At 68.4% G+C, this 22,662-nt stretch carries 28 protein-coding genes and 1 tRNA gene; 10 read left to right on the forward strand and 19 right to left on the reverse strand.

Going from position 1 to position 22,662, the window contains the following annotated elements:
• Positions 1 to 24: 24 nt before the first annotated feature.
• Positions 25 to 303 carry a protealysin inhibitor emfourin gene (locus tag FHD68_RS03320; protein WP_045981624.1) on the forward strand — a complete coding sequence of 93 codons (279 nt, stop codon included), beginning with the start codon at positions 25 to 27 and terminating at the stop codon, positions 301 to 303.
• Here the strand turns inward: FHD68_RS03320 and FHD68_RS03325 are convergent.
• The 6 genes from FHD68_RS03325 to FHD68_RS03350 form a co-directional block, all read right to left on the reverse strand.
• Positions 300 to 1,262 (reverse strand): magnesium transporter CorA family protein, encoded by a 963-nt coding sequence (locus tag FHD68_RS03325; RefSeq protein ID WP_045981625.1) that lies wholly within the window; start codon positions 1,260 to 1,262, stop codon positions 300 to 302. The genes FHD68_RS03320 and FHD68_RS03325 overlap by 4 nt on opposite strands.
• Before the next feature lie 115 nt (positions 1,263 to 1,377).
• Positions 1,378 to 1,575: a CsbD family protein gene (locus tag FHD68_RS03330; protein WP_139085158.1), complete on the reverse strand. Its 198-nt coding sequence runs from the start codon at positions 1,573 to 1,575 to the stop codon at positions 1,378 to 1,380.
• 59 nt (positions 1,576 to 1,634) lie between these two features.
• Positions 1,635 to 2,582, reverse strand: coding sequence for a 2-hydroxyacid dehydrogenase (locus tag FHD68_RS03335; RefSeq protein WP_139085161.1), 948 nt, complete (start codon positions 2,580 to 2,582; stop codon positions 1,635 to 1,637).
• Positions 2,579 to 2,908, reverse strand: coding sequence for a tRNA-binding protein (locus FHD68_RS03340; RefSeq protein ID WP_127898939.1), 330 nt, complete (start codon positions 2,906 to 2,908; stop codon positions 2,579 to 2,581). Before FHD68_RS03340 ends, FHD68_RS03335 begins: the two co-directional genes overlap by 4 nt.
• Positions 2,905 to 3,714, reverse strand: a complete 810-nt coding sequence (proC, locus tag FHD68_RS03345) for a pyrroline-5-carboxylate reductase (protein WP_127898940.1) — start codon at positions 3,712 to 3,714, stop codon at positions 2,905 to 2,907. The genes FHD68_RS03340 and proC overlap by 4 nt, the downstream gene beginning before the upstream one ends.
• A 1-nt stretch (position 3,715) precedes the next feature.
• Positions 3,716 to 4,219: a type III secretion system chaperone family protein gene (locus FHD68_RS03350; protein WP_046000997.1), complete on the reverse strand. Its 504-nt coding sequence runs from the start codon at positions 4,217 to 4,219 to the stop codon at positions 3,716 to 3,718.
• A gap of 178 nt (positions 4,220 to 4,397) precedes the next feature.
• On the opposite strand from FHD68_RS03350, the gene cobD reads away from it, so the two are divergent.
• Positions 4,398 to 5,360 (forward strand): threonine-phosphate decarboxylase CobD, encoded by a 963-nt coding sequence (gene cobD / locus FHD68_RS03355; RefSeq protein ID WP_127898941.1) that lies wholly within the window; start codon positions 4,398 to 4,400, stop codon positions 5,358 to 5,360.
• On the opposite strand, the gene FHD68_RS03360 is transcribed toward cobD, so the two are convergent.
• Positions 5,357 to 5,653, reverse strand: coding sequence for an alkylphosphonate utilization protein (locus FHD68_RS03360; protein WP_045981632.1), 297 nt, complete (start codon positions 5,651 to 5,653; stop codon positions 5,357 to 5,359). The two genes, cobD and FHD68_RS03360, sit on opposite strands and share 4 nt — an antisense overlap.
• Before the next feature lie 130 nt (positions 5,654 to 5,783).
• Between FHD68_RS03360 and FHD68_RS03365 the strand changes: the two genes are divergently transcribed.
• From FHD68_RS03365 to FHD68_RS03385, 5 genes are read left to right on the forward strand one after another with little or no spacing between them, the layout of a single operon-like run.
• Positions 5,784 to 6,251 (forward strand): hypothetical protein, encoded by a 468-nt coding sequence (locus tag FHD68_RS03365; RefSeq protein WP_205963150.1) that lies wholly within the window; start codon positions 5,784 to 5,786, stop codon positions 6,249 to 6,251.
• A 54-nt stretch (positions 6,252 to 6,305) separates the two neighbouring features.
• Entirely contained in the window at positions 6,306 to 7,208 is a 903-nt protein-coding gene (gene ppk2 / locus FHD68_RS03370; protein WP_045981633.1) for a polyphosphate kinase 2, read from the forward strand.
• Positions 7,209 to 7,220: 12 nt separating this feature from the next.
• Positions 7,221 to 8,078 (forward strand): PhzF family phenazine biosynthesis protein, encoded by an 858-nt coding sequence (locus tag FHD68_RS03375; RefSeq protein ID WP_127899409.1) that lies wholly within the window; start codon positions 7,221 to 7,223, stop codon positions 8,076 to 8,078.
• Positions 8,075 to 8,368, forward strand: coding sequence for a DUF1330 domain-containing protein (locus tag FHD68_RS03380; RefSeq protein ID WP_127898942.1), 294 nt, complete (start codon positions 8,075 to 8,077; stop codon positions 8,366 to 8,368). Before FHD68_RS03375 ends, FHD68_RS03380 begins: the two co-directional genes overlap by 4 nt.
• 32 nt (positions 8,369 to 8,400) lie before the next feature.
• Positions 8,401 to 8,850, forward strand: a complete 450-nt coding sequence (locus FHD68_RS03385; protein ID WP_139085164.1) for a tellurite resistance TerB family protein — start codon at positions 8,401 to 8,403, stop codon at positions 8,848 to 8,850.
• Here FHD68_RS03385 and FHD68_RS03390 read toward each other — a convergent pair.
• Genes FHD68_RS03390 through FHD68_RS03400 form a run of 3 tightly spaced genes read right to left on the reverse strand, consistent with a single transcriptional unit; the run spans position 8,839 to position 12,190 of the window.
• Positions 8,839 to 10,134: an NAD(P)/FAD-dependent oxidoreductase gene (locus FHD68_RS03390; protein WP_127898943.1), complete on the reverse strand. Its 1,296-nt coding sequence runs from the start codon at positions 10,132 to 10,134 to the stop codon at positions 8,839 to 8,841. The two genes, FHD68_RS03385 and FHD68_RS03390, sit on opposite strands and share 12 nt — an antisense overlap.
• Positions 10,131 to 11,486 carry a glutamine synthetase family protein gene (locus FHD68_RS03395; protein ID WP_127898944.1) on the reverse strand — a complete coding sequence of 452 codons (1,356 nt, stop codon included), beginning with the start codon at positions 11,484 to 11,486 and terminating at the stop codon, positions 10,131 to 10,133. The genes FHD68_RS03390 and FHD68_RS03395 overlap by 4 nt, the downstream gene beginning before the upstream one ends.
• The gene (locus FHD68_RS03400; protein ID WP_045981638.1) at positions 11,483 to 12,190 is read right to left on the reverse strand and encodes a type 1 glutamine amidotransferase; all 708 of its coding nucleotides are present in this window, start codon (positions 12,188 to 12,190) and stop codon (positions 11,483 to 11,485) included. Before FHD68_RS03400 ends, FHD68_RS03395 begins: the two co-directional genes overlap by 4 nt.
• A gap of 139 nt (positions 12,191 to 12,329) precedes the next feature.
• On the opposite strand from FHD68_RS03400, the gene FHD68_RS03405 reads away from it, so the two are divergent.
• Positions 12,330 to 13,469: an aminotransferase class V-fold PLP-dependent enzyme gene (locus FHD68_RS03405; RefSeq protein WP_127898945.1), complete on the forward strand. Its 1,140-nt coding sequence runs from the start codon at positions 12,330 to 12,332 to the stop codon at positions 13,467 to 13,469.
• Positions 13,470 to 13,535: 66 nt separating this feature from the next.
• Positions 13,536 to 13,997 (forward strand): GNAT family N-acetyltransferase, encoded by a 462-nt coding sequence (locus FHD68_RS03410; RefSeq protein ID WP_046001007.1) that lies wholly within the window; start codon positions 13,536 to 13,538, stop codon positions 13,995 to 13,997.
• Between the two features lie 51 nt (positions 13,998 to 14,048).
• Here the strand turns inward: FHD68_RS03410 and FHD68_RS03415 are convergent, their stop codons facing one another.
• On the reverse strand, positions 14,049 to 14,345 hold the full coding sequence (locus tag FHD68_RS03415; RefSeq protein ID WP_045981641.1) for a hypothetical protein: 297 nt from the start codon (positions 14,343 to 14,345) through the stop codon (positions 14,049 to 14,051).
• 152 nt (positions 14,346 to 14,497) lie between these two features.
• Between FHD68_RS03415 and FHD68_RS03420 the strand changes: the two genes are divergently transcribed.
• A tRNA-Arg gene (locus FHD68_RS03420) sits at positions 14,498 to 14,574 on the forward strand.
• A gap of 169 nt (positions 14,575 to 14,743) precedes the next feature.
• Here FHD68_RS03420 and FHD68_RS03425 read toward each other — a convergent pair.
• From FHD68_RS03425 to FHD68_RS18885, 8 genes are all read right to left on the reverse strand, one after another.
• Positions 14,744 to 16,135 (reverse strand): M20 family metallopeptidase, encoded by a 1,392-nt coding sequence (locus FHD68_RS03425; RefSeq protein WP_127898946.1) that lies wholly within the window; start codon positions 16,133 to 16,135, stop codon positions 14,744 to 14,746.
• Positions 16,132 to 16,893 carry an ABC transporter ATP-binding protein gene (locus FHD68_RS03430; RefSeq protein WP_127898947.1) on the reverse strand — a complete coding sequence of 254 codons (762 nt, stop codon included), beginning with the start codon at positions 16,891 to 16,893 and terminating at the stop codon, positions 16,132 to 16,134. The genes FHD68_RS03425 and FHD68_RS03430 overlap by 4 nt, the downstream gene beginning before the upstream one ends.
• Position 16,894: 1 nt before the next feature.
• Positions 16,895 to 17,749 carry an ABC transporter ATP-binding protein gene (locus FHD68_RS03435; RefSeq protein ID WP_046001011.1) on the reverse strand — a complete coding sequence of 285 codons (855 nt, stop codon included), beginning with the start codon at positions 17,747 to 17,749 and terminating at the stop codon, positions 16,895 to 16,897.
• The gene (gene nikC, locus FHD68_RS03440; protein WP_127898948.1) at positions 17,746 to 18,654 is read right to left on the reverse strand and encodes a nickel transporter permease; all 909 of its coding nucleotides are present in this window, start codon (positions 18,652 to 18,654) and stop codon (positions 17,746 to 17,748) included. Before nikC ends, FHD68_RS03435 begins: the two co-directional genes overlap by 4 nt.
• A complete protein-coding gene (locus FHD68_RS03445) occupies positions 18,651 to 19,721 on the reverse strand; it encodes an ABC transporter permease (RefSeq protein ID WP_127898949.1) in 1,071 nt (356 codons plus the stop codon). The genes nikC and FHD68_RS03445 overlap by 4 nt, the downstream gene beginning before the upstream one ends.
• Positions 19,722 to 21,320, reverse strand: coding sequence for an ABC transporter substrate-binding protein (locus tag FHD68_RS03450; RefSeq protein WP_244297748.1), 1,599 nt, complete (start codon positions 21,318 to 21,320; stop codon positions 19,722 to 19,724).
• A gap of 117 nt (positions 21,321 to 21,437) precedes the next feature.
• The gene (locus FHD68_RS03455; protein WP_205963151.1) at positions 21,438 to 22,412 is read right to left on the reverse strand and encodes a diguanylate cyclase; all 975 of its coding nucleotides are present in this window, start codon (positions 22,410 to 22,412) and stop codon (positions 21,438 to 21,440) included.
• 2 nt (positions 22,413 to 22,414) lie between these two features.
• On the reverse strand, positions 22,415 to 22,662 hold a 248-nt coding region (locus FHD68_RS18885), incomplete at its 5' end, for a hypothetical protein (RefSeq protein WP_167550354.1).

Raw genomic sequence — 22,662 nt, forward strand, 5'->3', positions numbered from 1 at the left:
ATGATCCGCGGACCGGAGGACCGCATGATCATAGAGATCCGCAGCCATGGCGGCTTTGGCGGCATCACTGCCGCCACCTCGCGCCGCATCGACACCGATGCCCAACCCGAACCCCGGGCGCAGGAACTGTGCGCGGCCTTCCACCCCAAGGCGTTGGCCGACATGGCGGCCACCCCCTGTCCCGGCTGCCCGGATCGGATGCGCTATGCGATCACCGTGACGGACGCGACCGGCCCGCACGCCATCACCCTCTCCGAGGGCCAGATGCCCCCCGAGATGCTAGACCTGCTGGACGATCTTTAGATCCAGCCCTTCCAACGCAGGAACAGCCACGTCCCCAGGGTCGTCCCGCCCATCAGGATCAGGGCGAAGGCATAGCCCCAGGGTTCGTCCAGTTCTGGCATGTTCGTGAAGTTCATCCCATAGACGCTGGCGATCAGCGTCGGCGGCAGGAACAACGCCGCGACGACCGACAGGATGCGGACCGTGTTGTTCTGTTGCAGGTTGATCAGGCCAAGCGTGGTGTCCACCGCCAGGCTGACCCGCCCGCCCAGAAAATCGGCATGCACCTCCAGCGCCTGGATGTCGCGCATCTGGGCACGGGTGGCGGCGCGCAGGCGGCCCTCCTCGGGGCGGTCCTCCAGCGTGGCGGTATAGAACGCCTGCATCCGCTCGACCGTCAGCAGGGCCAGGCGGACGCGCGCCATCGTCTCGGCCTCGCGTCCGACATCTTGCAGTGCGGCCTGCAGCCTGTCCGAGGCCGCGGCGACCGCGCGGCGTTCGAACACCGCGGCGGTGGTCTGGTCCAGCGTGCGGCCCGCCCCTTCCAGGATGTCGGCCAGCCGGGCGATGATCTCCTCGACAAGGCCTAGGAACAGGCGGTCGGGCGTGCCGCAGCCCAGGGTCGAGCGTTCGGCGCGTTCGGGATAGGTCAGGAACGGCCGCGGCGAATGGTGGCGCACCGTCACCAGCCGGTCCGTCGACAGGATGAACGTCACCGGCATCGAGATCCGGTCACCCCCGGCGCGCTCTCCCGGCAGCATCGCGGTCATGTAGTCCAGCCCGTCCTCGCGATAGAGGCGGTTGGACAGCTCGATCTCCTCCATCTCGGCCAGGCTGGGAACAGGCACGCCAAGCACGCGCAGCTGCGCGATCTCGGCGTCGTTCGGCTGGATCAGGTCAATCCATGCCGCGTCCGCGACATCGCGTTCTGCGGCAAGGCGCACCAGGCGACCGTTCTCGATGGAATAGGCGTAATACATGCGACGCTCCGGTCGGTTCGCCCCCGTGGTGCCCTACCGCGGACAAACGATCAAGCGGATGTGGAAAGGGGCGCCCCGGATGGGACGCCCCTTACTGGCGGTTGCGGCAGGGCGATCACTTGTCGCGATAGTAATCGTCGATCTCGCGGTCAGCCTCGTCCTTGGTCCAACCGTATTTTTCCTGCAGCTTGCCGGCCAGCTTGTCCTTGTTGCCGTCGATCTGATCCAGCTCGTCGTCGGTCAGTTCGCTCCATTTGACCTTGGTCGCGCCTTTCAGCTGCTTCCATTTGCCTTCGATGATATCCCAGTTCATTTCCGCCTCCTTTTCAGACGTTCATATGCCGGAATAACGCCCGCAGCCGTGGCAGGTTCCTAGCGGACAAGGTCCGGCGGAACGCCGCCGTCGATATGGGCCTGCAGGTTCGCCAGCGCGCGCAGGCCCATGCGGGTGCGCGTGTCGTCGGTGGCCGTTCCCAGATGCGGCAGCAGCGTGGCATTGGGGGCATCCAGCAGGGCCTGGGGCACATGCGGCTCTTGCGCATAGACGTCCAGGCCTGCGCCCGCGATGCGGCCGTCCACCAAGGCTGCGATCAAGGCGTCCTCGTCCACCACGTCGCCGCGGGCGATGTTGACCAGCACGCTTTGGGGGCCCAGGGCCTCCAGTTCGGCCGCGCCGATCAGGCCGCGCGTGGCAGCACCCCCCGGCACGGCGATAACCGCCACGTCGCAGGCCGCCAGCATGGCGCGCAGATCACCGATCTGGCGGGCCGGAAAGTCCAGCCCCGCGACGGTCGAGCGGTTGAAGAACACCACCTCCATCCCAAAGCCCAGATGCGCGCGCCGCGCGATGGCCTGGCCGATCCGGCCCATACCGACGATGCCCACGGTGCGACCCGACATCTCCGCGCCCAGCAGCTGCGTGGGGTTCCACCCGGTCCAGCCGCCCGCGCGCAGCAGGCGTTCGCCCTCGGATGCGCGGCGCAGCACCATCAGCATCAGCGTCAGCGCAATGTCGGCGGTGGCGTCCGTCACCACGTCGGGCGTGTTCGTGACCGCCACACCGGCGGCGCGGGCCGCGACGATGTCGATATGGTTGAACCCCGCGCCGAAATTGGCCAGCAGCCTGCAGCGCAGATCGCCCTGGAAGGCCTCGGCCCCGAACGCATCGCCAATCGTCGGGATGATCGCGTCATAATCGCGCATCGCCTGGCCCGCCTGATCGACGGTCAGGGGCGTGTTGTCACGGAATGTCGCATCGCAGGCCGCGCGGATGGCGGCGGTGGCGCGGTCGGTCATCGGGCGGGTGACAAGAACCTTCAATAGAGGCGGCCTCCGTTGGGGACGGTCAGGTCGGGGCGGATCAGCACGACCTCATTGTCGGGGTCGGGCACGCCCAGGACCAGCACCTCGGACATGACGGGGCCGATCTGGCGGGGCGGAAAGTTCACGACGCACAGCACCTGCGTACCGACCAGCGTCTGGGGGTCGTAATGACGGGTGATCTGGGCCGAGGACTTGCGCTCTCCCAGATCGCCCAGGTCCAGCCACAGCTTGAACGCGGGCTTGCGCGCCTCGGGGAAGGGTTCGGCGCGGGTGATGGTGCCGACGCGGATGTCGACCTTCAGGAAATCGTCAAAGGTGATCATCCGCGACCCAGCTCCCGCCCGCGTTCGGTCGCGGCCGCCACGGTGCGGATCATCAGCGGCGTGAGGCCCGCACCCTCGTCCATCAGCACCGCCAGCCCCGCAGCAGTCGTCCCGTTGGGCGAGGTCACGTTGCGACGCAGCACGGCCGGGTCCTCGTCCGCATGGACAGCCAGCGCACCTGCGCCGGCCACGGTCATGCGCGCCAGTTCCAGCGACAGCGCGGGCGAAAGGCCCTGCGCCGCGCCCGCGGCGGCCATCGCCTCGATCAGGTGGAACACATAGGCCGGGCCGCTGCCCGACAGGCCGGTGACGGCGTCCATCTGGCCCTCATGCTCCAGCCGGACGACGCGGCCCACGGCGCGCATCAGCGCCTCGGCCAGGTCCAGATGCGCAGGCGTTGCGGCACCATTGCCGATCATCGCGGAAATGCCCTGACCGATGGCCGCGGGCGTGTTGGGCATCACCCGGATCACGGGGGCGCCGGGAAAGGCCGCCTCGAAGGTCGCGATGGTCGTGCCTGCCGCGACCGATATCACCAGGCTGCCCGACAGGTCCGGCATGGCAGACAGCGCGCCGCCCATCATCTGCGGCTTGACCGCCAGCACGACCACGGCCGGATCAGCCGGCAGGTCCGCATTCACGCGCAACCCGCGGTCCTGCCATTCGGGTGCCAGGTTCGGGTCGATGACCGTGACCGCGCCCGCGTCCAGCCCGCGCGCCAGCCACCCCTGCAGCATCGCCCCGCCCATGCGGCCGCATCCGACCAGGACCAGTCCGCGCGCGTTGATGTCGTCGAAATCGTTCATGTCAGGCCCGTCCGTAGGTTTCGCCCAAGGCAATCTCCAGCGCCGCGGCGGGCGATGTGCCGCCCCATCCGGCCAACTGGAACGAAGGATAGAACCGCTCGCACGCGGCCAGGGCGGTGCCGATCATCCGGTCCACCTGTTCCGGCAGCGCGATCGCGTCCCCCGCCAGCACCAGCCCGTACCGCCAGACCATCTGCCGCTGCGGCGCGCAGAAGGTGAAGGCCCCGTCCCAGACCCGGTCGTTGGCCAGGTTGATCGTCTGATAGATGGCCGGCATGCGGTCCGCCGGCGGGTCCATGTCGAAGCTGCAGATCAGCCGCAGGACCGCGTCGCGGGGCGACCATGCCAGGGTCAGCGCATAGCGGCGCCACTGGCCGTCCACATCCATGACGATCTGATCCTCGGCCAGGCGGTCGAACTCCCAGGCGTGATGCGTGGCCACGGCCTCGACGATGTCGATCGGGTGGATGTCGTCGATGCGCATGGAGGAATCGATCTGCGTCATGGTCTGCCTGTGGCTGCGGTCTTGCGCCGTGGTGGTCCTTGGGTGGCCACACAACACCGGGGGTCGGCGGCCATGGCGCTTACAACATATCGTGGTCGGCTTTACCACTGGTGTAAAGTCCGAATTGCCCCCGCGGCGGTGGTGTCCTAGCAGGGGCGGACAGGACCAAGGGGGCGGCATGGCACGCGATCACGGCGGCAATCTGGATGCGGCGCAGGCACGTTTCGGCACGGGCGACTGGATCGACCTGTCGACCGGCATCAACCGCAGGCCCTGGTCGGTCCAGCCCCTGTCGGACACGGCCTTTCGCGCGTTGCCGATGGCCAGGGCGGAACGGGCGCTGATCCGGGTCGCCGCAGAATGGTTCGGCTGCGCGGACGACCATGTCCTGCCGATGGCGGGGGCCACGGCCGCGATCCAGTTGGTGCCGCGCCTGCGGCCCGCGGGCCACGCGGCGGTGCTGACGCCCAGCTACAACGAACATGCGGCCAGCCTGACCGCCGCGGGCTGGCGTGTCACCCCCGCCCCCGACCTGGACAGGATGGATGGCGCCGACCTGGCCGTCGTCGTGAACCCCAACAACCCCGACGGGCGGGAATGGTCGCCCCTGGTCCTGGCCGCGCTGGCACGGCGGGTCGGCCTGTTGGTCGTAGACGAAAGTTTCGCAGATGCGCGCCCCGACCTGTCGCTGGCCCGGTCCCTGCCCGTCAATGCGGTGGTGCTGCGCAGCTTTGGCAAGTTCTGGGGTCTGGCCGGGCTGCGGCTTGGCTTTGCGCTGGCGGACCCGGCCCTGCTGTCGCCGCTGCGCGAGGCCGCGGGCCCCTGGTCCGTCAGCGGCCCCGCACTGGAGATCGCGACCGCCGCCATGGCCGACCGGGCCTGGGCCGACGACACCGTGACCTATCACGCCGAAGCCGCGCTGAACCTTGACCGGCTGGCCGCGCGCGCGGGCTGGCGGCCCTTGGGCGGGACGCACCTGTTCCGTCTGTACGAGACGCCGGACGCGCAGGCGGCCCAGGACACGCTGGCCCGCGCACATGTCTGGACCCGGCGCTTTCCCTATTCGGACCGCTGGCTGCGGCTTGGCATTCCCGGCAGCCGGGACGAGTTCGCCCGCGCCGGGCAGGCCATGACCCGCTAGCGCTTGCGCAGGAATTCCGTGCGCAGGACCAGGCCCCTGATGCCGTCGTGGCGACAGTCGACCTCTGCCGGGTCGTCGGTCAGGCGGATGCCGCGGATCACGGTGCCCTGCTTGATCACGGTGCTGCTGCCCTTGACCTTCAGGTCCTTGATGACGACCACCTGGTCGCCGTCGGCCAGCGGCGTGCCCGCGCTGTCGCGCACGATGCCTGCGGCGGCGGCCTCGGCCGCGACCTCGGCGGCGGGGCGCCATTCGCCCGTGGCCTCGTCATAGACATAGTCGTCATCGGCCATGGTCTGCCCTTTCGCGGCTGGCGGCGCAGGGTGCCGCCCGTCACGCCTTAGGCCGCAGGGGCGGGCCGCGCAACCTCTGGCGCAGGGCGCGGGGTTTGGCCATGATGGGCCTGCGAAAAGGATGCCCCCGATGATGCGACTTTCCCTGTTCCTGACGATGCTGGCCGCCCCCCCCGCGGCCTTGGCCGACGCGCCGCTGATGGTGCTGGACCGCACGCAGCTGCCGTTCGACCTGGGGCCCGGGAACCCCGCCAACAGCCCCGCTCGGCCGGGCAATGCGCCCCATGCGGCCTGGAACTCGGCCGGAAATACCGCGAACGCGCCGACCGCACCGGGCAACCGCCCCAGCGACCGCGTGAACGAGGGGAGAGTGATCTTCACCTCGGACGGGTCGGTGGTGGGCTATTACGCGCCGAACGCGGTCGGGGTGCTGAACCTGTTCGACACCCAGGGCCGGCGCATCGCCTATCGCCCGGCGCGGGGCACGAAAAGCCTGTTCACTGTGCAGGGCGCCTGGTGCGGCACGGTTGACGGGCTGCGCGACGGCAGTCTGGTGCTGGCGGTCACGCCCGATTGCGCGCGCCAGTTCATGCGCTGACACCCTATCGTCACATTCCGTCCCTAGACCGCAGCAAAGCCATCGGAGACGCAGATGAACGACTACAAGGACTGGCTGCAGGCAGAGCTGCAGGAGACCCTGGACGAAGATATCGAGCTGGAGATGGAGGACGCCGCCCTGTCGGCCGAAATCCGGCGCATCTATCGCAGCCACCATCCCGACCAGATGGACCGCAAGCTGTATTTCCGCGAACTGCTGCGCCTTCAATCCGAACTGATCCGCCTTCAGGACTGGGTCAGCCACAACAACGAACGCGTCGTGGTCCTATTCGAGGGGCGCGACAGCGCCGGCAAGGGCGGCGCCATCAAGCGCATCACGCAGCGGCTGAACCCGCGCGTGGCCCGCGTCGTCGCCCTGCCCGCCCCGTCCGACCGGGAGAAGACGCAATGGTATTTCCAGCGCTATGTCCCCCACCTGCCGGCGGGCGGAGAGATCGTGCTGTTCGACCGCAGCTGGTACAACCGTGCGGGCGTCGAACGCGTCATGGGCTTTGCCACCGAGGATCAGGTCGAACAGTTCTTCCAGGACGTGCCCGAATTCGAACGCATGCTGGTCCGGTCGGGCATCCGGCTGGTCAAGTACTGGTTCTCGATCACGGACGAGGAGCAGCAGATGCGGTTCCAGATGCGCATCCACGACCCCCTCAAGCAGTGGAAGCTGTCGCCCATGGACCTGCAGTCCCGCGTCCGGTGGGAGGCCTATACCAAGGCCAAGGAGGACATGTTCGAACGCACGAACATCCCCGAGGCGCCCTGGTACATCGTGCCCGGCAATGACAAGAAGCGCGCACGGCTGAACTGCATCGACCACCTGCTGGGCCTGATTCCCTATGGCGACGTGGACCATGAACAGATCACCCTGCCCGATCGCGTCTTCAACCCCGATTATGAGCGCGACGCCGTCCCCCGCGAGCTGTATGTTCCGCAAAAATACTGAACCGGGGCGATGATGCTGGAATATCATGTCTATGACGTCTTCACCGACCGGCCCTTTGCGGGCAATCCGCTGGCCGTGGTCATGGGGGCCGATGCGCTGAGCACGCGGCAGATGCAGACCATCGCCCGCCAGTTCAACCTGTCCGAGACGATCTTCGTCATGGCGCCGCGCGATCCCGCGCACCGCGCCCGCGTCCGCATTTTCCTGCCGCTGGCGGAGATCCCCTTCGCGGGTCACCCCACCATTGGCTGCGCGCTGCACCTGTCGGCGGGCGACGGCGATCTGGTGCTGGAGGAGGAGGCCGGGCCGGTCCCGGTGACCATCCGCGACGGCTTGGCCGAATTCGCGGCCCCCGTGCTGCCGCAGTTGGGCGATGCGGTCGCGACCGACCTGGCCGCTGCGGGCCTGGGCCTTGGCGCGGACCGGATCGGCTTTGGCAACCATCGGCCGGTCGTGGCCCATGCGGGTCCGGCCTTCATCTTCGTGCCACTGCGCGACGCGCAGGCCTTGTCCGATGCCCGCCCCGCGGGGGCCGCGTTCGAGGCGCTGACGGCCAAGGTCGGCAAGGTCTATGCCTATGCCCCCGACGGCGCGGGGTTCCGCGCGCGCATGTTCGCCCCCGGCAGCGGCGTCCCCGAGGACCCCGCCACCGGATCGGCCACCGCGACCCTTGCCGCGCCCCTGCTGGCCGCAGGCGTCCTGCCCGAGGGAGAGACGCGCCTGTCCCTGCGCCAGGGGGTCGAGATGGGGCGCCCGTCCCTGCTGGGCCTGCGCATCGCCGTCAAGGGCGGCGCGCTGGCGCAGGTCTGCGTGTCCGGCCGTGCCGTTCCCGTGGCCCAAGGCCGCACCCGCATTCCGGAGGACACATGACCAAGGCTTATTGGATCGCCCATGTGACGATCGACGACCCCGACGCCTATGATGCCTATCGCCGGGCCAATGCCGCCCCCTTTGCCGGATACGGCGCGCGCTTTCTGGTGCGCGGCGGGCCGCAGCAGGTGGTCGAGGGCCAGGCCCGCCCCCGCAGCGTCGTGATCGAGTTCCCGTCGCTGGAGGCGGCGCAGGCCTGTTACGACAGTCCCGGCTATCAGGCGGCCAAGGCGCTGCGCGAGCCGGTCTCTGCCGCAGATGTGATCATCGTCGAGGGCTGGCCCGGCTAGACCGCGGCCGTCTGCAGGGGCATCCTTCGGCCATGTTCATGGACCTACTGACACGCCTGATGGGCGATACCGCCGCGCCGATCGACCGCGACGATGCCGAGCTGGCCATCGCCGCGCTGCTGGTGCGCGTGGCGCGGGCCGACGATCATTACGATCAGGCCGAACGCGACCGCATCGAGCAGGTCCTGTCCCGCCGCGGCCTGACTGCGGCCGAGGCCGCCGCCCGCCGCTCCCAGGCCGAGGCGCTGGAGGCGGAGGCCAGCGACACCGTCCGCTTCACCCGCCAGATCAAGGACCGCATCGCGCTGGAGGATCGTCGTGCCGTTCTGGCCGCGCTGTGGGAGGTCGCCTATGCCGACAACAGCCGCGGCGCGGATGAGGACAGCCTGATCCGCCTAGTCTCCAGCCTTCTGGGCATGACCGACCGCGAATCGGCCGAAATCCGTCAGCATGTGCTGGCCCGGATCGGCCTAGAACCCTAACCGGTCGCGCAGCCCGAACCACGCCATCCCCGCCACCAGCAGCGGCTTGCGCAGGGCCGCACCGCCCGGAAAGGGCCGGGTGGGAACGGCGGCCATGGCGTCGAACCGTTCGGCCTGGCCCGCCACGGCCTCGGCCATCAACTGCCCCGCCAGCGTGGCCATCGCCACGCCATGCCCGGAATAGCCGCTGGCCGACAGGCAGTTCGGCGCGGGCCGGGTGAAGCAGGGCATGCGGTTCATGGTGATGGCCAGCGTCCCGCCCCAGGCATGGGTCAGGGGCACGTCCTGCAGCTGCGGATAGACTGACAGCAGATGCGGGCGGACCACCGCCGCAATGTCGCGCGGAAAGCGGTAGGTGACCGTCTCTCCACCGCCGAAGACCAGCCGCCGGTCGTCGTCGACGCGCCAGTAGTTCACGACGAACTTCGTGTCCGCCACCGCGATGCGGTCCGGCAGGATCTCGGGGTGATCATCCAGCGGCGGGGTCGCGACGATATAGTTGTTGATGGGCATGACCCGCGCGGCGACTGCCCGGTCCAGATCGCCCAGATAGCCGTTGCAGGCCAGGATGACGTGATCGGCCCGCAGCACGCCCTGATCGGTGCGGATGATGCTGGGCGCACCATGGGTCAGGCCAGTGACCTGCGCGCGCTCATGGATCACGACGCCCGCATCCTGCGCCAGCCGCGCCATCCCCAGGGCCAGCGCCAGCGGCTGCACATGCCCCGCGCCGCGGTCCAGATCGCCGCCGACATAGGCAGTGCTGCCCAAGGCCGCCGCCAGCCCGTCGCGATCCAGGGGCGTGACCCGGTCGTAGCCGTAATGCCGTGCCAGATGGTCGGCCATGTGGCGGGCGTGATCGACCTCGGACGCGGTACGGCAGGCATGTGCGATGCCGTCGCGGACCCGCACGCCCGCTTCGGCGGCGATGCTGCGGACGGCGGCCTTGGCCTCCTCGGCCAGGTCCCACAGGCGGCGGGCCGTGTCGCGGCCCAGCTGCGCCTCCAGCCAGTCGACCTCCTGCCGCTGGCCGGACCCGATCTGTCCGCCGTTGCGACCCGACGCGCCAAAGCCCACGCGCTGCGCCTCCAGCACCCGGACCGACAGGCCCCGCCGTGCCAGATGCAGCGCGGCCGACAGGCCGGTATAGCCCGCCCCGATCACCGCAACATCCGCCCGCGCCTCGCCCCGCAGGGGCGGCAGGTCGGGCTGCGGCCCGCACTGGTCGGCATAGAGGCTGGGCGGATAGGCCCCTAGCCCGTCGTTCAGGTGCAGCAGGTTCATACGTTCAGCAGCAGATGTTCGCGTTCCCACGGGCTGATGACCTGCAGGAACTCCTTGTATTCATTGCGCTTGACCGATTCGTAGACGGCGCAGAAATCCTCGCCCAGAACGCCGCGCATGGGCGCGCTCTCCGACATCAGGTCCAGCGCGTCGCCGAGGTTGTAGGGCAGCTCGTCCTCGGACATGTAGGCGTCGCCCAGGCATTCGGCGCGCGGGTTCTCGGCCTCCAGAAGGCCCAGATAGCCACAGGCCAGGCTGGCCGCGATCCCCAGATAGGGGTTGCAGTCCATGCCCGCCAGCCGATTCTCCAGCCGCCGCGCCTCCGGCCCCGAGATCGGCACGCGCAGGCCCGTGGTACGGTTGTCGCGCCCCCATTCCAGGTTGATCGGCGCCGCGAAGTCCGGGACATAGCGGCGATAGCTGTTCACATAGGGTGCCAGCAGCGCGATGGCCGCGGGCAGGTGCTTCTGCATGCCGGCGATGAAATGCAGGAAGGCCGGCGTCTCGCGGCCCTTGTCGTCGGAAAAGATGTTCCGGCCCGTCTCGATATCCGTGATCGAATGATGGATGTGCATGGCGCTGCCCGGCTCGCCCTCAATGGGCTTGGCCATGAAGGTGGCAAAGCAGTCGTGGCGCAGCGCGGCCTCGCGGATCAGCCGCTTGAAGTAGAAGATCTCGTCGGCCAGGGCCACCGGATCGCCATGGTTCAGGTTGATCTCGACCTGGCCCGCGCCGCCCTCCTGCAGGATGCCGTCGATCTCGAAACCCTGCGCCTCGGCAAAGTCATAGATGTCGTCGATGACCTTGCCGTATTCGTCCACCGCAGACATGGAATAGGCCTGTTTCGCCGCAGCCCGCCTGCCCGTCCGGCCCATGGGCGGGATGATCGGCTGGTTCGGGTCGATGTTGCGCGCGACGAGGAAGAACTCCATCTCGGGCGCCACGACCGGGTTCCAGCCCTTGTCACGGTACAGCTGCACCACGCGTTTCAGCACATTGCGCGGCGCGATGGGCATGGGGTTGCCCTGCTGGTCGGTCGCGTCATGGATGACCTGGATGGTCCAGTCGGCGGTCCAGGGCGCGGCGGTGGCGGTGGAATAATCCGGCACCATCACCATGTCCGGTTCGGTGAAGGCGCCCGACGGGTTGTCGGCCCATTCCCCGGTGATCGTCTGCAGGAAGATCGAATTGGGCAGATAGAACTGGTTCTGCCGCGCGAATTTCGACGCGGGCATGGCCTTGCCACGGGCGACGCCCGCCATGTCGGCCACGATGCATTCGACCTCGTCCAGGCGGCGCCCGGACATGAAGTCGCGCGCGGCCTGGGGCAGTTTCTCGGTCCAGTCGCTCATGCGGCACCTTTGTCGGCTTGCGCCAGGGCGCGGGGTTGCTTGAAGAAGGCCTCGATCCGGTCGGCCAGCAGGGACGCGCCATCGGCCTGCCCCATGCGGGCCGCAGCCCCGGCCAGCAGGTCGTCCGGCACGACACCCTTGGCGCGGGTGTCCATCAGGCCTTGGATGAAATCGTCGCCGAATTCCGGATGTGCCTGCACGGTGAAGGCCCGGTCGCCATAGATCAGCGCGGCATTTTCGCAGAACGCGTTCCGGCCCGCGACCTGCGCGCCGGGCGGCAGGGCCACGACCTGATCCTGGTGCCAGGCGTTCAGCGTGACGGGCTGGCCGCCGAAATCGTAATCCTGCGCGCCCACGGCCCAACCGCCGGGATGCTTGACCACGGTGCCGCCCAGGGCCTGCGCGATGATCTGATGACCAAAGCAGATGCCGACCATCGGCACGCCCGCATCGTGGACGCGGCGGATGAAATCCTCCAGCGGCGGGATGAAGGCGTGATCCTCATAGGCCCCGTGGCGCGAACCGGTCAGCAGCCAGCCGTCGGCATCGTGGATGTCCTGTGGAAACTCCATCCCCTCGACATGCCAGGTGGTGAAGTCGAATCCGCGCCCGGCCAGCAGGCGCACGAACATGTCCGGATAGTCGCCCAAATCCCGCTTCAGCTGCGCCGGCGACTGGCCGCATTGAAGGATGCCGATCCGCATGAAAAACCTTGATGTTGCTTGTGTCCGAAGCCTAGTCGCCCCGCAGGGGGGGCCGCAAGGGGGGGCGTTTGCGCCTTTTGGCGGTCTGGCCGCGCGGACGCACAAGCGCTAGGCTGCGCGCAACGGAAAGGATGCACCCATGCCCCATCAGCGCCCCGAGATCGACCCGGACGGCCTTGACGAATTCTCGGTCGTGTTCACCGACCGGTCACTGAACCATATGTCGAAACGCTTTCAGCAGGTCATGCGCGACCTGTCGGCGGGTCTGTGCGAGGTCTATGGCGCGGCCCAGGTGGCGATCGTACCGGGCGGCGGCAGCTATGCGATGGAATCGGTCGCGCGCCAGTTCGGGCGCGACGCGCATGCGCTGATCGTCAGGAACGGCTGGTTCAGCTATCGCTGGAGCCAGATCTTCGACGCGGGCGCATTCGCGCGCGAGGTGACCGTGGTCAAGGCCCGCCCGCAAGGGAACGCGCCCCAGCCCGCCTATGCGCCCCCGCCCATCGACGAGGTCGTGGCCCGCATCCGCGAGACGCGCCCCGACGCGGTCTTTGCCCCGCATGTGGAGACCTCGGCCGGGCTGATCCTGCCCGACGACTATATCACCGCGCTGGCCGATGCCGCGCATGAGGTGGGTGCCCTGATGGTGCTGGACTGCATCGCGTCGGGTGCGATCTGGGTCGACATGCGGGCCACGGGCGTCGACGTGCTGATCTCGGCCCCGCAAAAGGGCTGGTCGACGTCACCCGCCGCAGGCCTTGTCATGTTGTCCGATCGCGCCGCCGAACGACTGGCCACCACCGACAGCGACAGCTTTGCGCTGGATCTGAAGAAATGGCGCGCGATCATGCAGGCCTATCTGGATGGCGGCCATGCCTATCACGCGACCATGCCCACCGACGCGCTGCTGGGCCTGCGCGACGCGATGGAGGAGACCCGCGCGATGGGGTTCGCCGCCGCGCGCGACGCGCAATGGCGCCTTGGCCGGGCGGTCCGCGACGAACTGTCCGCGCGCGGCATCCGCTCGGTGGCGGCCGAGGGGTTCCAGGCGCCGGGCGTCGTGGTCAGCTATACCGACGACCCCGAGGTCAAGTCTGGCAAGGCCTTTGCCGCCCTCGGCACCCAGATCGCGGCGGGCGTGCCGTTGGCCGTGGATGAGGGGGCCGACTTCTCGACCTTCCGCATCGGGCTGTTCGGTCTGGACAAGCTGCGCGATGTCGACGGCACGATGGCCCGGCTTGTGCCGGTGCTGGACCAGGCGACCGCCCCGCGCGGCTAAGCCTTTGACGCGCGCGTCACGGCGGGATAGTGCCCCGCCGTGACCATGTGGCGACAGGACCCCGACATGACGCTGACGATCGACCTGGAAAGCCCGCTTGGGCCCGACCTGGACCTGCTGTTCCAACGCCACACCGCCGAGATGCATGCCGATACCCCGCCGGGATCGATTCACATGATGCCCAAGGAGGCATTGGAGAACCCCGCCATCGCTTTTTTCGTGGTGCGCGACGCGGGCCAACCTGTCGCCATGGGCGCCATCAAGGATCTGGGCGCATCCGAGGGAGAGCTTAAATCCATGCACGTGCTGTCCGAACAGCGCGGGCGGGGTGTCTCGCGGATGCTGCTGCGGCACATGCTGGGTCACGCGCGGAACGCGGGCTATGCCAAGCTGTCGCTGGAAACCGGCGTGCAGCCGGGATTTGTCGCGGCGCGCGGCCTCTACGCCCGCGAGGGGTTCACGGAGTGCCCGCCCTTTGGCAGCTATCGCGCCGACCCGCATTCGGTCTTCATGACGCTGATGTTGTAATGCAAACGGCGCGCATCTTGCGATGCGCGCCGTCGTCTTCCTGTCGATCATTCAGTGCTCGTGCGTGGGCAGAGCCTTCAGATCATCCTTGGTCCAGTTGGTCCGGGCATGCACGGTGCCGCTTTCGTCGCGCATGAAGTCCAGGTCGGTCGCCGGAACCATGACCGGCTTGGCGCCGATGCCCAGGAACCCGCCGACGTCCAGAACGACCTTGGCCGATGCTCCCATGCCGTGCGTGTGCGACACGCTGCCGACGGTTTCGTCGCCCGGGCCATAGACGGTGGCGCCGTCCAGAACGGCCTCGGTCAGTTCGTCGTGGGTCAGTCGCGTGTGATTTGCGTGGTCCATGTCGACCTCCTTCAGGTGGTGTGGCACATCAACACCGGCCCAGCGGGCGCCGTTCCATCGTCATGGGATGGCCCTGCGCACAAGTTCGTGCTTGCCGGGGCGATTATGTCTGGATTGCCGATGCGCCTGCCGCTAAGAAAGGCCAGCCCGCGGGCCCCGTAGCTCAACTGGATAGAGCAATTGACTTCTAATCAATAGGTTGCAGGTTCGAATCCTGCCGGGGTCGCCATTTTCCGTTTTAGCTCAGACCCTTACCGCACCAATCGGTGCATCTTCTCCTGTCCATAAGGACAGGATGACGCCGCCGCAGACTTCAGACAAAAGAGGCTTATCGGCCGGGCGTCCTTGGTGGTTGGTTTAAAGAGTTCAGACGCCCGGCCGATCTGTCACCCCTGCGGTCAAGTGCCATCCGCGGGCGTCCCCAGATCCCACCACAGCCCCGCCATGATCGCCAGCGCCTGTCGCGACAGGCTTTGCAACGCATGTTCGTCGGGCGCGTGCTGACAGCAGCCGCGATAGGAATGGGGCACCCAGATCGTCGGCAGGCCCAGGATTTCCGCAAAACATTCGTTGGGCAGCGATCCGGCCAGGTTCGGCAGCAGATGCGGGTCCTGCCCGGTCGTCCGCCGGACCGACCCCGCGACCCGGCGCACCCAGTCATGGTCGGGCATCAGCCGCGTGGCATGGGCGGGATCGCCGTCCCGCGGCACGATGCGCACCGCGTGATGGCCGTGGCGGTCCAGGTGGCGACGCAGCGCCGGCAGGATGTCGTCCGGATCGGTCCCCACGACATAGCGCAGCTGGCAGGTCGCCCGCGCGCGGCCCGCGATGGCGTTCACGGGTGCGTCGGGCACACCGGCGGTCATCGCCAGCACCGCAAAACTGTTCCACCCAAAGGCGCGTTCGGTGGGTGTCAGCCCGACCTCTCCCCAGTCGGCATCGACCTGGGGGCCGCCCGCCTCGATCACCGGCAGGTCGCGCAGGGCGTCTCGCAGCGCGGGCGTTAGGCTGTCGGGGCGCCATTCCGGGACCTGGATCTGGCCGCGCCCGTCGCAGATCGTGGCCAGCGCATGGGCAAGGATCATCGCCGGATCGGCCAGAAGACCGCCCCAGTTGCCCGAATGATGCGCCCCCGGCCGCAGCTCCAGCACCAGGTCAAAGGCCAGCGCGGCGCGCGATCCCATGAACAGCGTCGGCACGTCGGACTGCAGGCGCGGGCCGTCGGACGCGATCAGCACATCGGCCGCCAGCGCATCGGCATGATCCCGGCAGACCTGGGCCAGGCCGGGCGATCCGGTCTCCTCGGACATCTCGAAGATGATCCGCATGTTGGAGCCCAGATGCCCGCGCGTATCGATGACCGCCTGCAGCGCGGCCAGGTTGATCAGGTGCTGCCCCTTGTTGTCGGCCGCGCCACGGCCATACAGGCGGTCACCCTCGGCGGTCAGGACAAATGGCGACAGCCCGTCGCGCCACTGGTCGGTCTGGGCGCGGACCACGTCGCCATGACCATAGGTCAGGACCGTGGTCAGGGCCGGATCCTCGATCCGTTCCGCGATCAGCAGGGGGCCGCCGCGCGGGTCGGGGTTGTCCAGCACCCGCGTGGCGAAACCCAGACCGGACAGGCGCGGTATCATCGCCTCGGTCAGATAGCGGTCCAGATGGGACCGCTGCGTCGGGTTCTGGCTTTCGGTCGGATGCGCCACCAGGGCCGCCAGATCGGCCTGGAATCCGCCCTGGTCGAAATAGCCTTCGGCGCGGGCGACCGCATCCTGTCGCGCATCGGTCATGGGCGAACCTCCGGGCGGTATCCGGCGGACGCCTCGATCAGGTGGGTGGTATAGGGCTGGGCGCCCTGCCCCGCCCGCAGATGGGACGCCGGCAGGATCTCGACGATGCGGCCGCGCTGCATCACGGCCAGCCGGTCGCACATATGGGCGATCACCGACAGGTCGTGGCTGACCATCAGATAGGTCAGCCCGTGTTCGTCGCGCAGATCGGCCAGCAGGTTCAAGATCTCGGCCTGGACGCTGACGTCCAGCGCGCTGGTCGGCTCGTCCAGCAGCAACAGGCGCGGCTCCGCCGCCAAGGCGCGGGCGATCGCCACGCGCTGACGCTGTCCCCCGGACAGCTGGTGCGGATAGCGGAAGCGGAACCCCCGGCCCAGACCCACGTCGTCCAGCAGCTTGACGATGCGCTGGTCGATCCGGTCCATGCCCTGCAGACGCAGGGTTTCCGCCAGGACGGCATCGACGGAATGGCGCGGATGCAGGCTGGCATAGGGGTCCTGGAACACCATCTGGACGGTGCGAAAGAACGCCCGGTCGCGCCGCTCTCCCTTCTGAGCCTGACCGTCGACCGCGATCCGGCCGGACCAGCCGGGGATCAGACCTGCGATGGCGCGCAGGATGGTCGACTTGCCCGAACCGCTTTCGCCGACCAGGCCAAAGCTTTCGCCCTGCGCCACGTCGAAGGCCGCATCGTGGACGGCGGTGACGCGGTCGGGCTCCTGCCCGAACCAAACGGTCAGATCGGCAACGCTCAGCATCTCAGGGGCCTTTCACGACGGGGTCGCGCCAGCTGTCCTGGCGCTGGAGGACCGACAGGCGCGACACCGGCGCGTCCAGCCGCGGCAGGCTGTCCAGAAGCCCGCGGGTATAGGGGTGCTGCGCCCGGTGCAGGTCGCGGGCGGGCAGCGTCTCGACCACGCGGCCGGCATACATGATCAGCACGCGGTCGCAGAACTGCGCCACCAGGTTCAGGTCGTGGCTGATGAAGATCAGTCCCATGCCCCGGTCGCGGACCAGCCGGTCCATGATGTGCAGCACCTCGGTCCGGACCGACACGTCCAACGCGCTGGTCGGTTCGTCCGCGATCAGGATCTGCGGGTCGGGGGCCAGCATCATGGCGATCATGATGCGCTGACCCATGCCGCCCGACACCTCGTGGGGATAGCTGTCCATGACGCGTTCGGGGTCGCGGATCTGCACGGCCTCAAGCATCTCCAGGGCCTTCGCGCGGGCGGCGGCGCGGGGCGCGCGGGCGTGCAGGCGATAGGCCTCGATGATCTGCTGGCCCACGGTCATCACCGGGTTCAGGCTGAACTTGGGGTCCTGCATGACCATGCTGATGCGCCCGCCGCGGACGCTGCGCATCTGCCGGTCGGGCAGGTTCAGGATGGACTGGCCCTCCAGCTCCATCCGGGCGGCCTCGACCCGGCCGGGCGGACGCACCAGGCCCAGGATCGCGCGGCCGGTCATGGACTTGCCCGACCCGCTTTCGCCCACGACGCCAAGGCGTTCGCGGCCAAGGTCGAAATCGATGCCGCGCACGGCCTGAAACTCGCCCTGCCGGGTCGGGAAGGTGACGCGCAGGTCGCGCACGGACAGAAGAGGTTCGGTCACGACTTGTCTCCCTTGGGGTCCAGCACGTCGCGCAGCCCGTCACCCAGCAGGTTGAAGGCCATCGACACCAGGAAGATCGCGATGCCCGGCATGGCGGCGACCCACCAGAAATCCAGGATATAGCCCCGCCCGCCCGAGATCATCGCACCCCATTCGGGCAGCGGCGGCTGTGCGCCGAGGCCCAGAAAGCCCAGGCCCGCCGCCGACAGGATGATCCCAGCCATGTCCAGCGCCACCCGCACGATCAGCGACGACAGGCACAGGGGCCAGATGTGGCGGATCAGCAGGCGCAGCCGCCCCGCCCCCTGCAGGCGCGCGGCGGCGATGAAGTCGGCGTTGCGGATGGTCAGCGTCTCGGCCCGCGCCAGGCGCGCATAGGGCGGCCAGGCGGTCAGCGCCAACGCCAGCACCGCGTTGCCGATGCTGGGCCCCAGGGCCGCGACGAAGGCCAGCGCCAGGATCAGCTTGGGGAAGGCCAGGAAAATGTCGGTCACCCGCATCAGCACTTGGTCCACCCAGCCCCCGGCGAACCCCGCCACCGTGCCGATCAGCAGCCCGATGACCGGCGCGATCAGCGCGACCGTGCCCACGATGAACAGCGTGATACGCGAGCCGTGGATCAGCCGCGAGAGGATGTCGCGCCCCAAGGCGTCGGTGCCCAGCCAATGCGTGGCCGACGGCGGCTGCAGCCGGTCGGCCAGGTTCTGGGCATAGGGGTCCTGCGGCGCGATCCAGGGTGCCAGGATCGCCATGCCGATCAGCAGCACCAGGATGATCAGCCCGACCATCGCCAGCTTGTTGGCGCGGAAGGTCAGCCAGCCCTGATAGATCGCGCCAAGCCGCGCCTGGCGGCGGGTCTGGGGCGCGTCGGACAGCAACCAATCGCGGCGTGTCATGGCGCTCATGTCGACCTCGGATCCAGGAAACGGTACAGGATGTCGCTGAACAGGTTCAGCACGACGAAGCACACGCCCACGACCACCGTTCCGCCCAGCACCGCGTTCATGTCGCCCGACAAAAGGCCGCGGGTGATATAGCTGCCCAGGCCCGGCCAGGTGAAGATGATCTCGGTCAGGACCGACCCTTCCAGCAGAGAGCCGAAGGACAGCGCGATGACCGTCACCAGCGGGATCGCGATGTTGCGGAAGGCGTGGCCCCAGATGACGGCGCGTTCGGACAGGCCCTTGACCCGGGCGGTGGTGATGTATTCCGCCGACAGCTGTTCCAGCATGAAGCTGCGCGTCATGCGGCTGATATAGGCCAGCGAATAATAGCCCAGCAGGCTGGCCGGCAGGATGATGTGAGAGAACGCGTCGCGGAATGCGGCCCAGTCCCCGGCGATCAGGCTGTCGACCAGGATCATGCCGGTCACGTTCGGCACCATCCCGTCATAGATGATCCCCTGCCGCCCCGGCCCCCCGACCCAACCCAGCATGCCATAGAAGATCAACAGGCCCATCAGTCCCAGCCAGAAGATCGGCATCGAATAGCCAACCAGCGCTACGACGCGGGCAACCTGGTCGATGACGCCGCCGCGCCGCGCCGCCGCGATCACGCCCAGGGGCACGCCGATCACGACGCCGATGAATGTCCCCAGGGCCGCCAGTTCGAAGGTCGCGGGAAAGACGCGGGCGATGTCCTGTGCCACCGGCTGCCCGGTGGAGATGGAGCGCCCGAAATCGCCGCGCAGCACGTCGCCCACATAGGACAGGAACTGCACGATCAGCGGCTGATCCAGACCCATCGCCACATAGGCGGCGTCGTACTGGGCCTGGGTGGCGCGGTCGCCCACCACCTTCAGCACCGGGTCGATCGGCATGACCCGCCCGATGATGAAGGTGACCAGCAGCAGCCCCAAGAGCGTCAGCGCCAGCGACAGGACGGTCCCCGCCACGCTGCGCACGCGCCTGCGGGTCAGGGCGCGGCGCCGCGACGGTGCGGTCGCGGCGCCGGTCGGATCGGTCGGGGCCATTTATTCGCTCTTCGTCACCTGACGATACATGACCGACGAAATGGCGCCGCCGCTCCACCAGTTCTGGACGCCGTCGCGCAGGCCGACCTGTTCGATGCGCTGGAACAGCGGCACGATCGGGGCCTCGGCCTGGTACTGGCGCTGGATGTCCTGGTACATCGCGGCGCGGGCGTCGGCGTCCTGCTCCAGGGTGGCTGCGACAGTGGCCTCGTTCATCTCGGCCGGCACCTCATAGGCGTTGCGCCAGGCCAGCAGGCCCACGGCCGCCGCCTCGTCGCTGTTGTCGGGGTTATAGGCGAAGGTCGCGGCATTAGTGTTCGGGTCCGAGTAATCCGGCCCCCATTCGCCCAGGAAGATCGGAACCTCGCGGGCGCGATAGGCGTCCAGCACCTGCGCGCCGGTCATCTGCTCGATCTCCAGGGTCAGGCCGACCTGGGCCATCGACGCCTGCAGGGTCTGGGCCACGTCCACGTATTCGCGCAGGTCGCGCACGCGGGTGGTGATGGTGCCGCCCTCGATCCCCGCATCGGTCAGGATCTGGCGGGCCTTCTCCACGTCATAGGTCCAGGGTTGCTCGTCCAGCACGCCCAAATAGCCCTGGGGCAGGAAGGTCTGGTGGGTGACGAACTGACCCTTCAGGAAGCTGCCGGTGATGCCCTCGTAATCGACGAGGTGCTTCATCGCCTCGACAACGGCGGGGTTCGACAGCAGTTCGTCCTTCTGGTTCAGGCCCATGTAGAGGATACGGCCGCGCGGCTCGTCCTGGATGGTCACGCCCTCGACCGCGGCGATGGATTCCACGTCCGTCGGCGTCAGGTTGCGCGCCACGTCGATGTCGCCCTGCTCCAGCAGCAGCCGTTGCGCGCTGGATTCGGCGACGTTGCGCACGATCACGCGCTTCATCTCGGGGGCGCCCTGCCAGTATTCCTCATAGGCGGTCAGCTGCACCGCCTCGTTCGGACGCCAGGCCGACAGCACATAGGCGCCCGACCCGGCCTCGTTCGTGTTCAGCCAGGCATTGCCCATGTCGCCGTCGACCTCGTTGGCCATGACGGTCTTCATGTCGACCACGCTGGCGATGTTGGCGGTCAGGCAGTTCAGCACGAAGGTCGGCGCATAGGGCTTGTCCATCGTCAGCGTCAGCGTGTTGCCGTCGGCGGTGATCATCTGATCGACGTTGTCGGCGGTAAAGCCGAACTGGGTCAGGATGAAGGCCGGGGTCTTGTCCAGCTTGACCGCGCGCTGCAGCGACCAGGCGGCGTCCGCGGCGCGCACGGGGTTGCCGGAATGGAAGGTCGCATCCTCGCGCAGCGTGAAGGTGATGGACAGGCCGTCCTCGGACACCGCCCATTCGGTCGCAAGGCTGGGCTGGAAGCCCGCGTCCGGGTCCAGCGGATTGAAATCGACCAGCCGGTCATAGGTGTTGTTGTTGACGTCGTTGCCCGCGAATTCGAAGCTTACCGCCGGGTCCAGGCTGATGATGTCGTCGATCGTGTGGGCCACGACCAGGGTGTCGGCCGGCGTCTCGGCCCAGGCCGCGGGTGCAAGCGCCAGCGCCGAGGCCAGAAGCATGGCGCGCATGGTCAGGGGATATGTCATGTGAGGTTCCTGTCGGTGATCGGCCCCCGCTGTGTCGCGGGGTTGCATGTCATGCAGCCTGCCGCAGGCCCGTCCGGCATTCAATGCCAATCTGACGGCCTGCCCGACGGGAAGGGCCTAGCCCGCCCTGACATCCCCGACGACCGGCCCGTCCAGCGCGGACGCGTCGCGCAGCGGGTGATCGGCGCTCATCACCTGCCCGCTGACGCGGTTCCGCCCGGCCAGCTTGCTGCGATACAGCATCCGGTCGGCCCCGGTCAGCCAGAAGGCGTTGTCGCTGCCCATGTCGCAACGCCCCGACGCCACGCCGATGCTGATCGTCACCACCTGCCCCACCTGCGACGCGCGGTGCGGGATGGCCAGCGCCTCGACACCGGCGCGCATCGTCTCGGCCAGGTGAAGGGCGCCGTCCAGGTCGGTGCCGGGCAGGATGCAGGCGAACTCCTCGCCGCCGTAGCGCGCGCACAGGTCGCCCGACCGGCGGATCGACTGCGCCAGCGCCTGCGACACGGCCTTGAGGCAGATGTCCCCCTCGGGGTGGCCATAGCTGTCGTTGAAGCCCTTGAAGTGATCGATATCCAGCATCAGCACCGCGATCAGACCGCCGTCGCGCGCCTGCCGGTGCAGCTCCGCCTGCAGGCGGCGTTCCAGCATGCGCCGGTTGGCCAGCCCCGTCAGCGGATCGCGCAGCGCCTGTTCGGTCAACTGGTCGCGCATCCGCTTCATCTGGACGTGGTTGCGCACGCGCCGCTGCAGGGCGGCCGGGCGGACCGGCTTGGTGACATAGTCGATCGCACCGACCGCCAACCCGCGCAACTCGGCCTCGTCATCGCCCAGGGCGGTGGCGAAGATCACCGGAATGTCGCTGAGCAGCGGGTCGGCCTTGAAGATGCGGCACAGCTGATAGCCGTCCATGCCGGGCATCACCACGTCCAGCAGGATCAGGTCCGGCCTGCTTTCGCGGGCCACCTGCACGGCCTGTTCGCCGGACAGGGCAAAGCAGATCTCGTACTCGTCCTCCAGCACGGCGGTGACGATCTCGATGTTGGCGGGTTCGTCGTCGATCACAAGGATGACGGGGCGGTTGTCCATGTTCATATCCCTGGTTGACCGGTGTCGGGGTGGGGGCGGTTCAGCAGCGCATCCGCCGCGGCATAATCCAGCCGCAGCAGCGCGCGGCGCACGGGATGGTCGTCCATCGCCATGCGGTCCAGCTGCAGCGCCTCGGCCAGCGCGTCAAAGCTGGCACGGGCGGCCATGCTGCGACGGCGGACCTGGTCGCGCAGATGGCCGCGCAGCTGGGCGATCCGCGCGCTGTCGCCGGCCGGGGTGGGCGGCGACG

It is taken from the genome of Paracoccus marcusii, assembly GCF_006151785.1.
Taxonomy (GTDB): Bacteria; Pseudomonadota; Alphaproteobacteria; order Rhodobacterales; family Rhodobacteraceae; genus Paracoccus; species Paracoccus marcusii.

Bases quoted from the DNA above. Each gene is read 5' to 3' on its own strand.
- FHD68_RS03425 (WP_127898946.1), bottom strand. From the start codon at position 16,135: ATGACCGATGCGCGACAGGATGCGGTCGCCCGCGCCGAAGGCTATTTC.
- FHD68_RS03450 (WP_244297748.1), bottom strand. From the start codon at position 21,320: ATGACATATCCCCTGACCATGCGCGCCATGCTTCTGGCCTCGGCGCTG.
- FHD68_RS03350 (WP_046000997.1), bottom strand. From the start codon at position 4,219: ATGACGCAGATCGATTCCTCCATGCGCATCGACGACATCCACCCGATC.
- FHD68_RS03410 (WP_046001007.1), top strand. From the start codon at position 13,536: ATGACGCTGACGATCGACCTGGAAAGCCCGCTTGGGCCCGACCTGGAC.
- FHD68_RS03340 (WP_127898939.1), bottom strand. From the start codon at position 2,908: ATGATCACCTTTGACGATTTCCTGAAGGTCGACATCCGCGTCGGCACC.
- FHD68_RS03415 (WP_045981641.1), bottom strand. From the start codon at position 14,345: ATGGACCACGCAAATCACACGCGACTGACCCACGACGAACTGACCGAG.
- FHD68_RS03385 (WP_139085164.1), top strand. From the start codon at position 8,401: ATGTTCATGGACCTACTGACACGCCTGATGGGCGATACCGCCGCGCCG.
- cobD (WP_127898941.1), top strand. From the start codon at position 4,398: ATGGCACGCGATCACGGCGGCAATCTGGATGCGGCGCAGGCACGTTTC.
- FHD68_RS03445 (WP_127898949.1), bottom strand. From the start codon at position 19,721: ATGGCCCCGACCGATCCGACCGGCGCCGCGACCGCACCGTCGCGGCGC.
- FHD68_RS03455 (WP_205963151.1), bottom strand. From the start codon at position 22,412: ATGGACAACCGCCCCGTCATCCTTGTGATCGACGACGAACCCGCCAAC.
- FHD68_RS03330 (WP_139085158.1), bottom strand. From the start codon at position 1,575: ATGAACTGGGATATCATCGAAGGCAAATGGAAGCAGCTGAAAGGCGCG.
- nikC (WP_127898948.1), bottom strand. From the start codon at position 18,654: ATGAGCGCCATGACACGCCGCGATTGGTTGCTGTCCGACGCGCCCCAG.
- FHD68_RS03405 (WP_127898945.1), top strand. From the start codon at position 12,330: ATGCCCCATCAGCGCCCCGAGATCGACCCGGACGGCCTTGACGAATTC.
- FHD68_RS03325 (WP_045981625.1), bottom strand. From the start codon at position 1,262: ATGTATTACGCCTATTCCATCGAGAACGGTCGCCTGGTGCGCCTTGCC.
- FHD68_RS03365 (WP_205963150.1), top strand. From the start codon at position 5,784: ATGATGCGACTTTCCCTGTTCCTGACGATGCTGGCCGCCCCCCCCGCG.
- ppk2 (WP_045981633.1), top strand. From the start codon at position 6,306: ATGAACGACTACAAGGACTGGCTGCAGGCAGAGCTGCAGGAGACCCTG.
- FHD68_RS03430 (WP_127898947.1), bottom strand. From the start codon at position 16,893: ATGCTGAGCGTTGCCGATCTGACCGTTTGGTTCGGGCAGGAGCCCGAC.
- FHD68_RS03320 (WP_045981624.1), top strand. From the start codon at position 25: ATGATCATAGAGATCCGCAGCCATGGCGGCTTTGGCGGCATCACTGCC.
- FHD68_RS03380 (WP_127898942.1), top strand. From the start codon at position 8,075: ATGACCAAGGCTTATTGGATCGCCCATGTGACGATCGACGACCCCGAC.
- FHD68_RS03395 (WP_127898944.1), bottom strand. From the start codon at position 11,486: ATGAGCGACTGGACCGAGAAACTGCCCCAGGCCGCGCGCGACTTCATG.
- FHD68_RS03375 (WP_127899409.1), top strand. From the start codon at position 7,221: ATGCTGGAATATCATGTCTATGACGTCTTCACCGACCGGCCCTTTGCG.
- FHD68_RS03360 (WP_045981632.1), bottom strand. From the start codon at position 5,653: ATGGCCGATGACGACTATGTCTATGACGAGGCCACGGGCGAATGGCGC.
- proC (WP_127898940.1), bottom strand. From the start codon at position 3,714: ATGAACGATTTCGACGACATCAACGCGCGCGGACTGGTCCTGGTCGGA.
- FHD68_RS03400 (WP_045981638.1), bottom strand. From the start codon at position 12,190: ATGCGGATCGGCATCCTTCAATGCGGCCAGTCGCCGGCGCAGCTGAAG.
- FHD68_RS03390 (WP_127898943.1), bottom strand. From the start codon at position 10,134: ATGAACCTGCTGCACCTGAACGACGGGCTAGGGGCCTATCCGCCCAGC.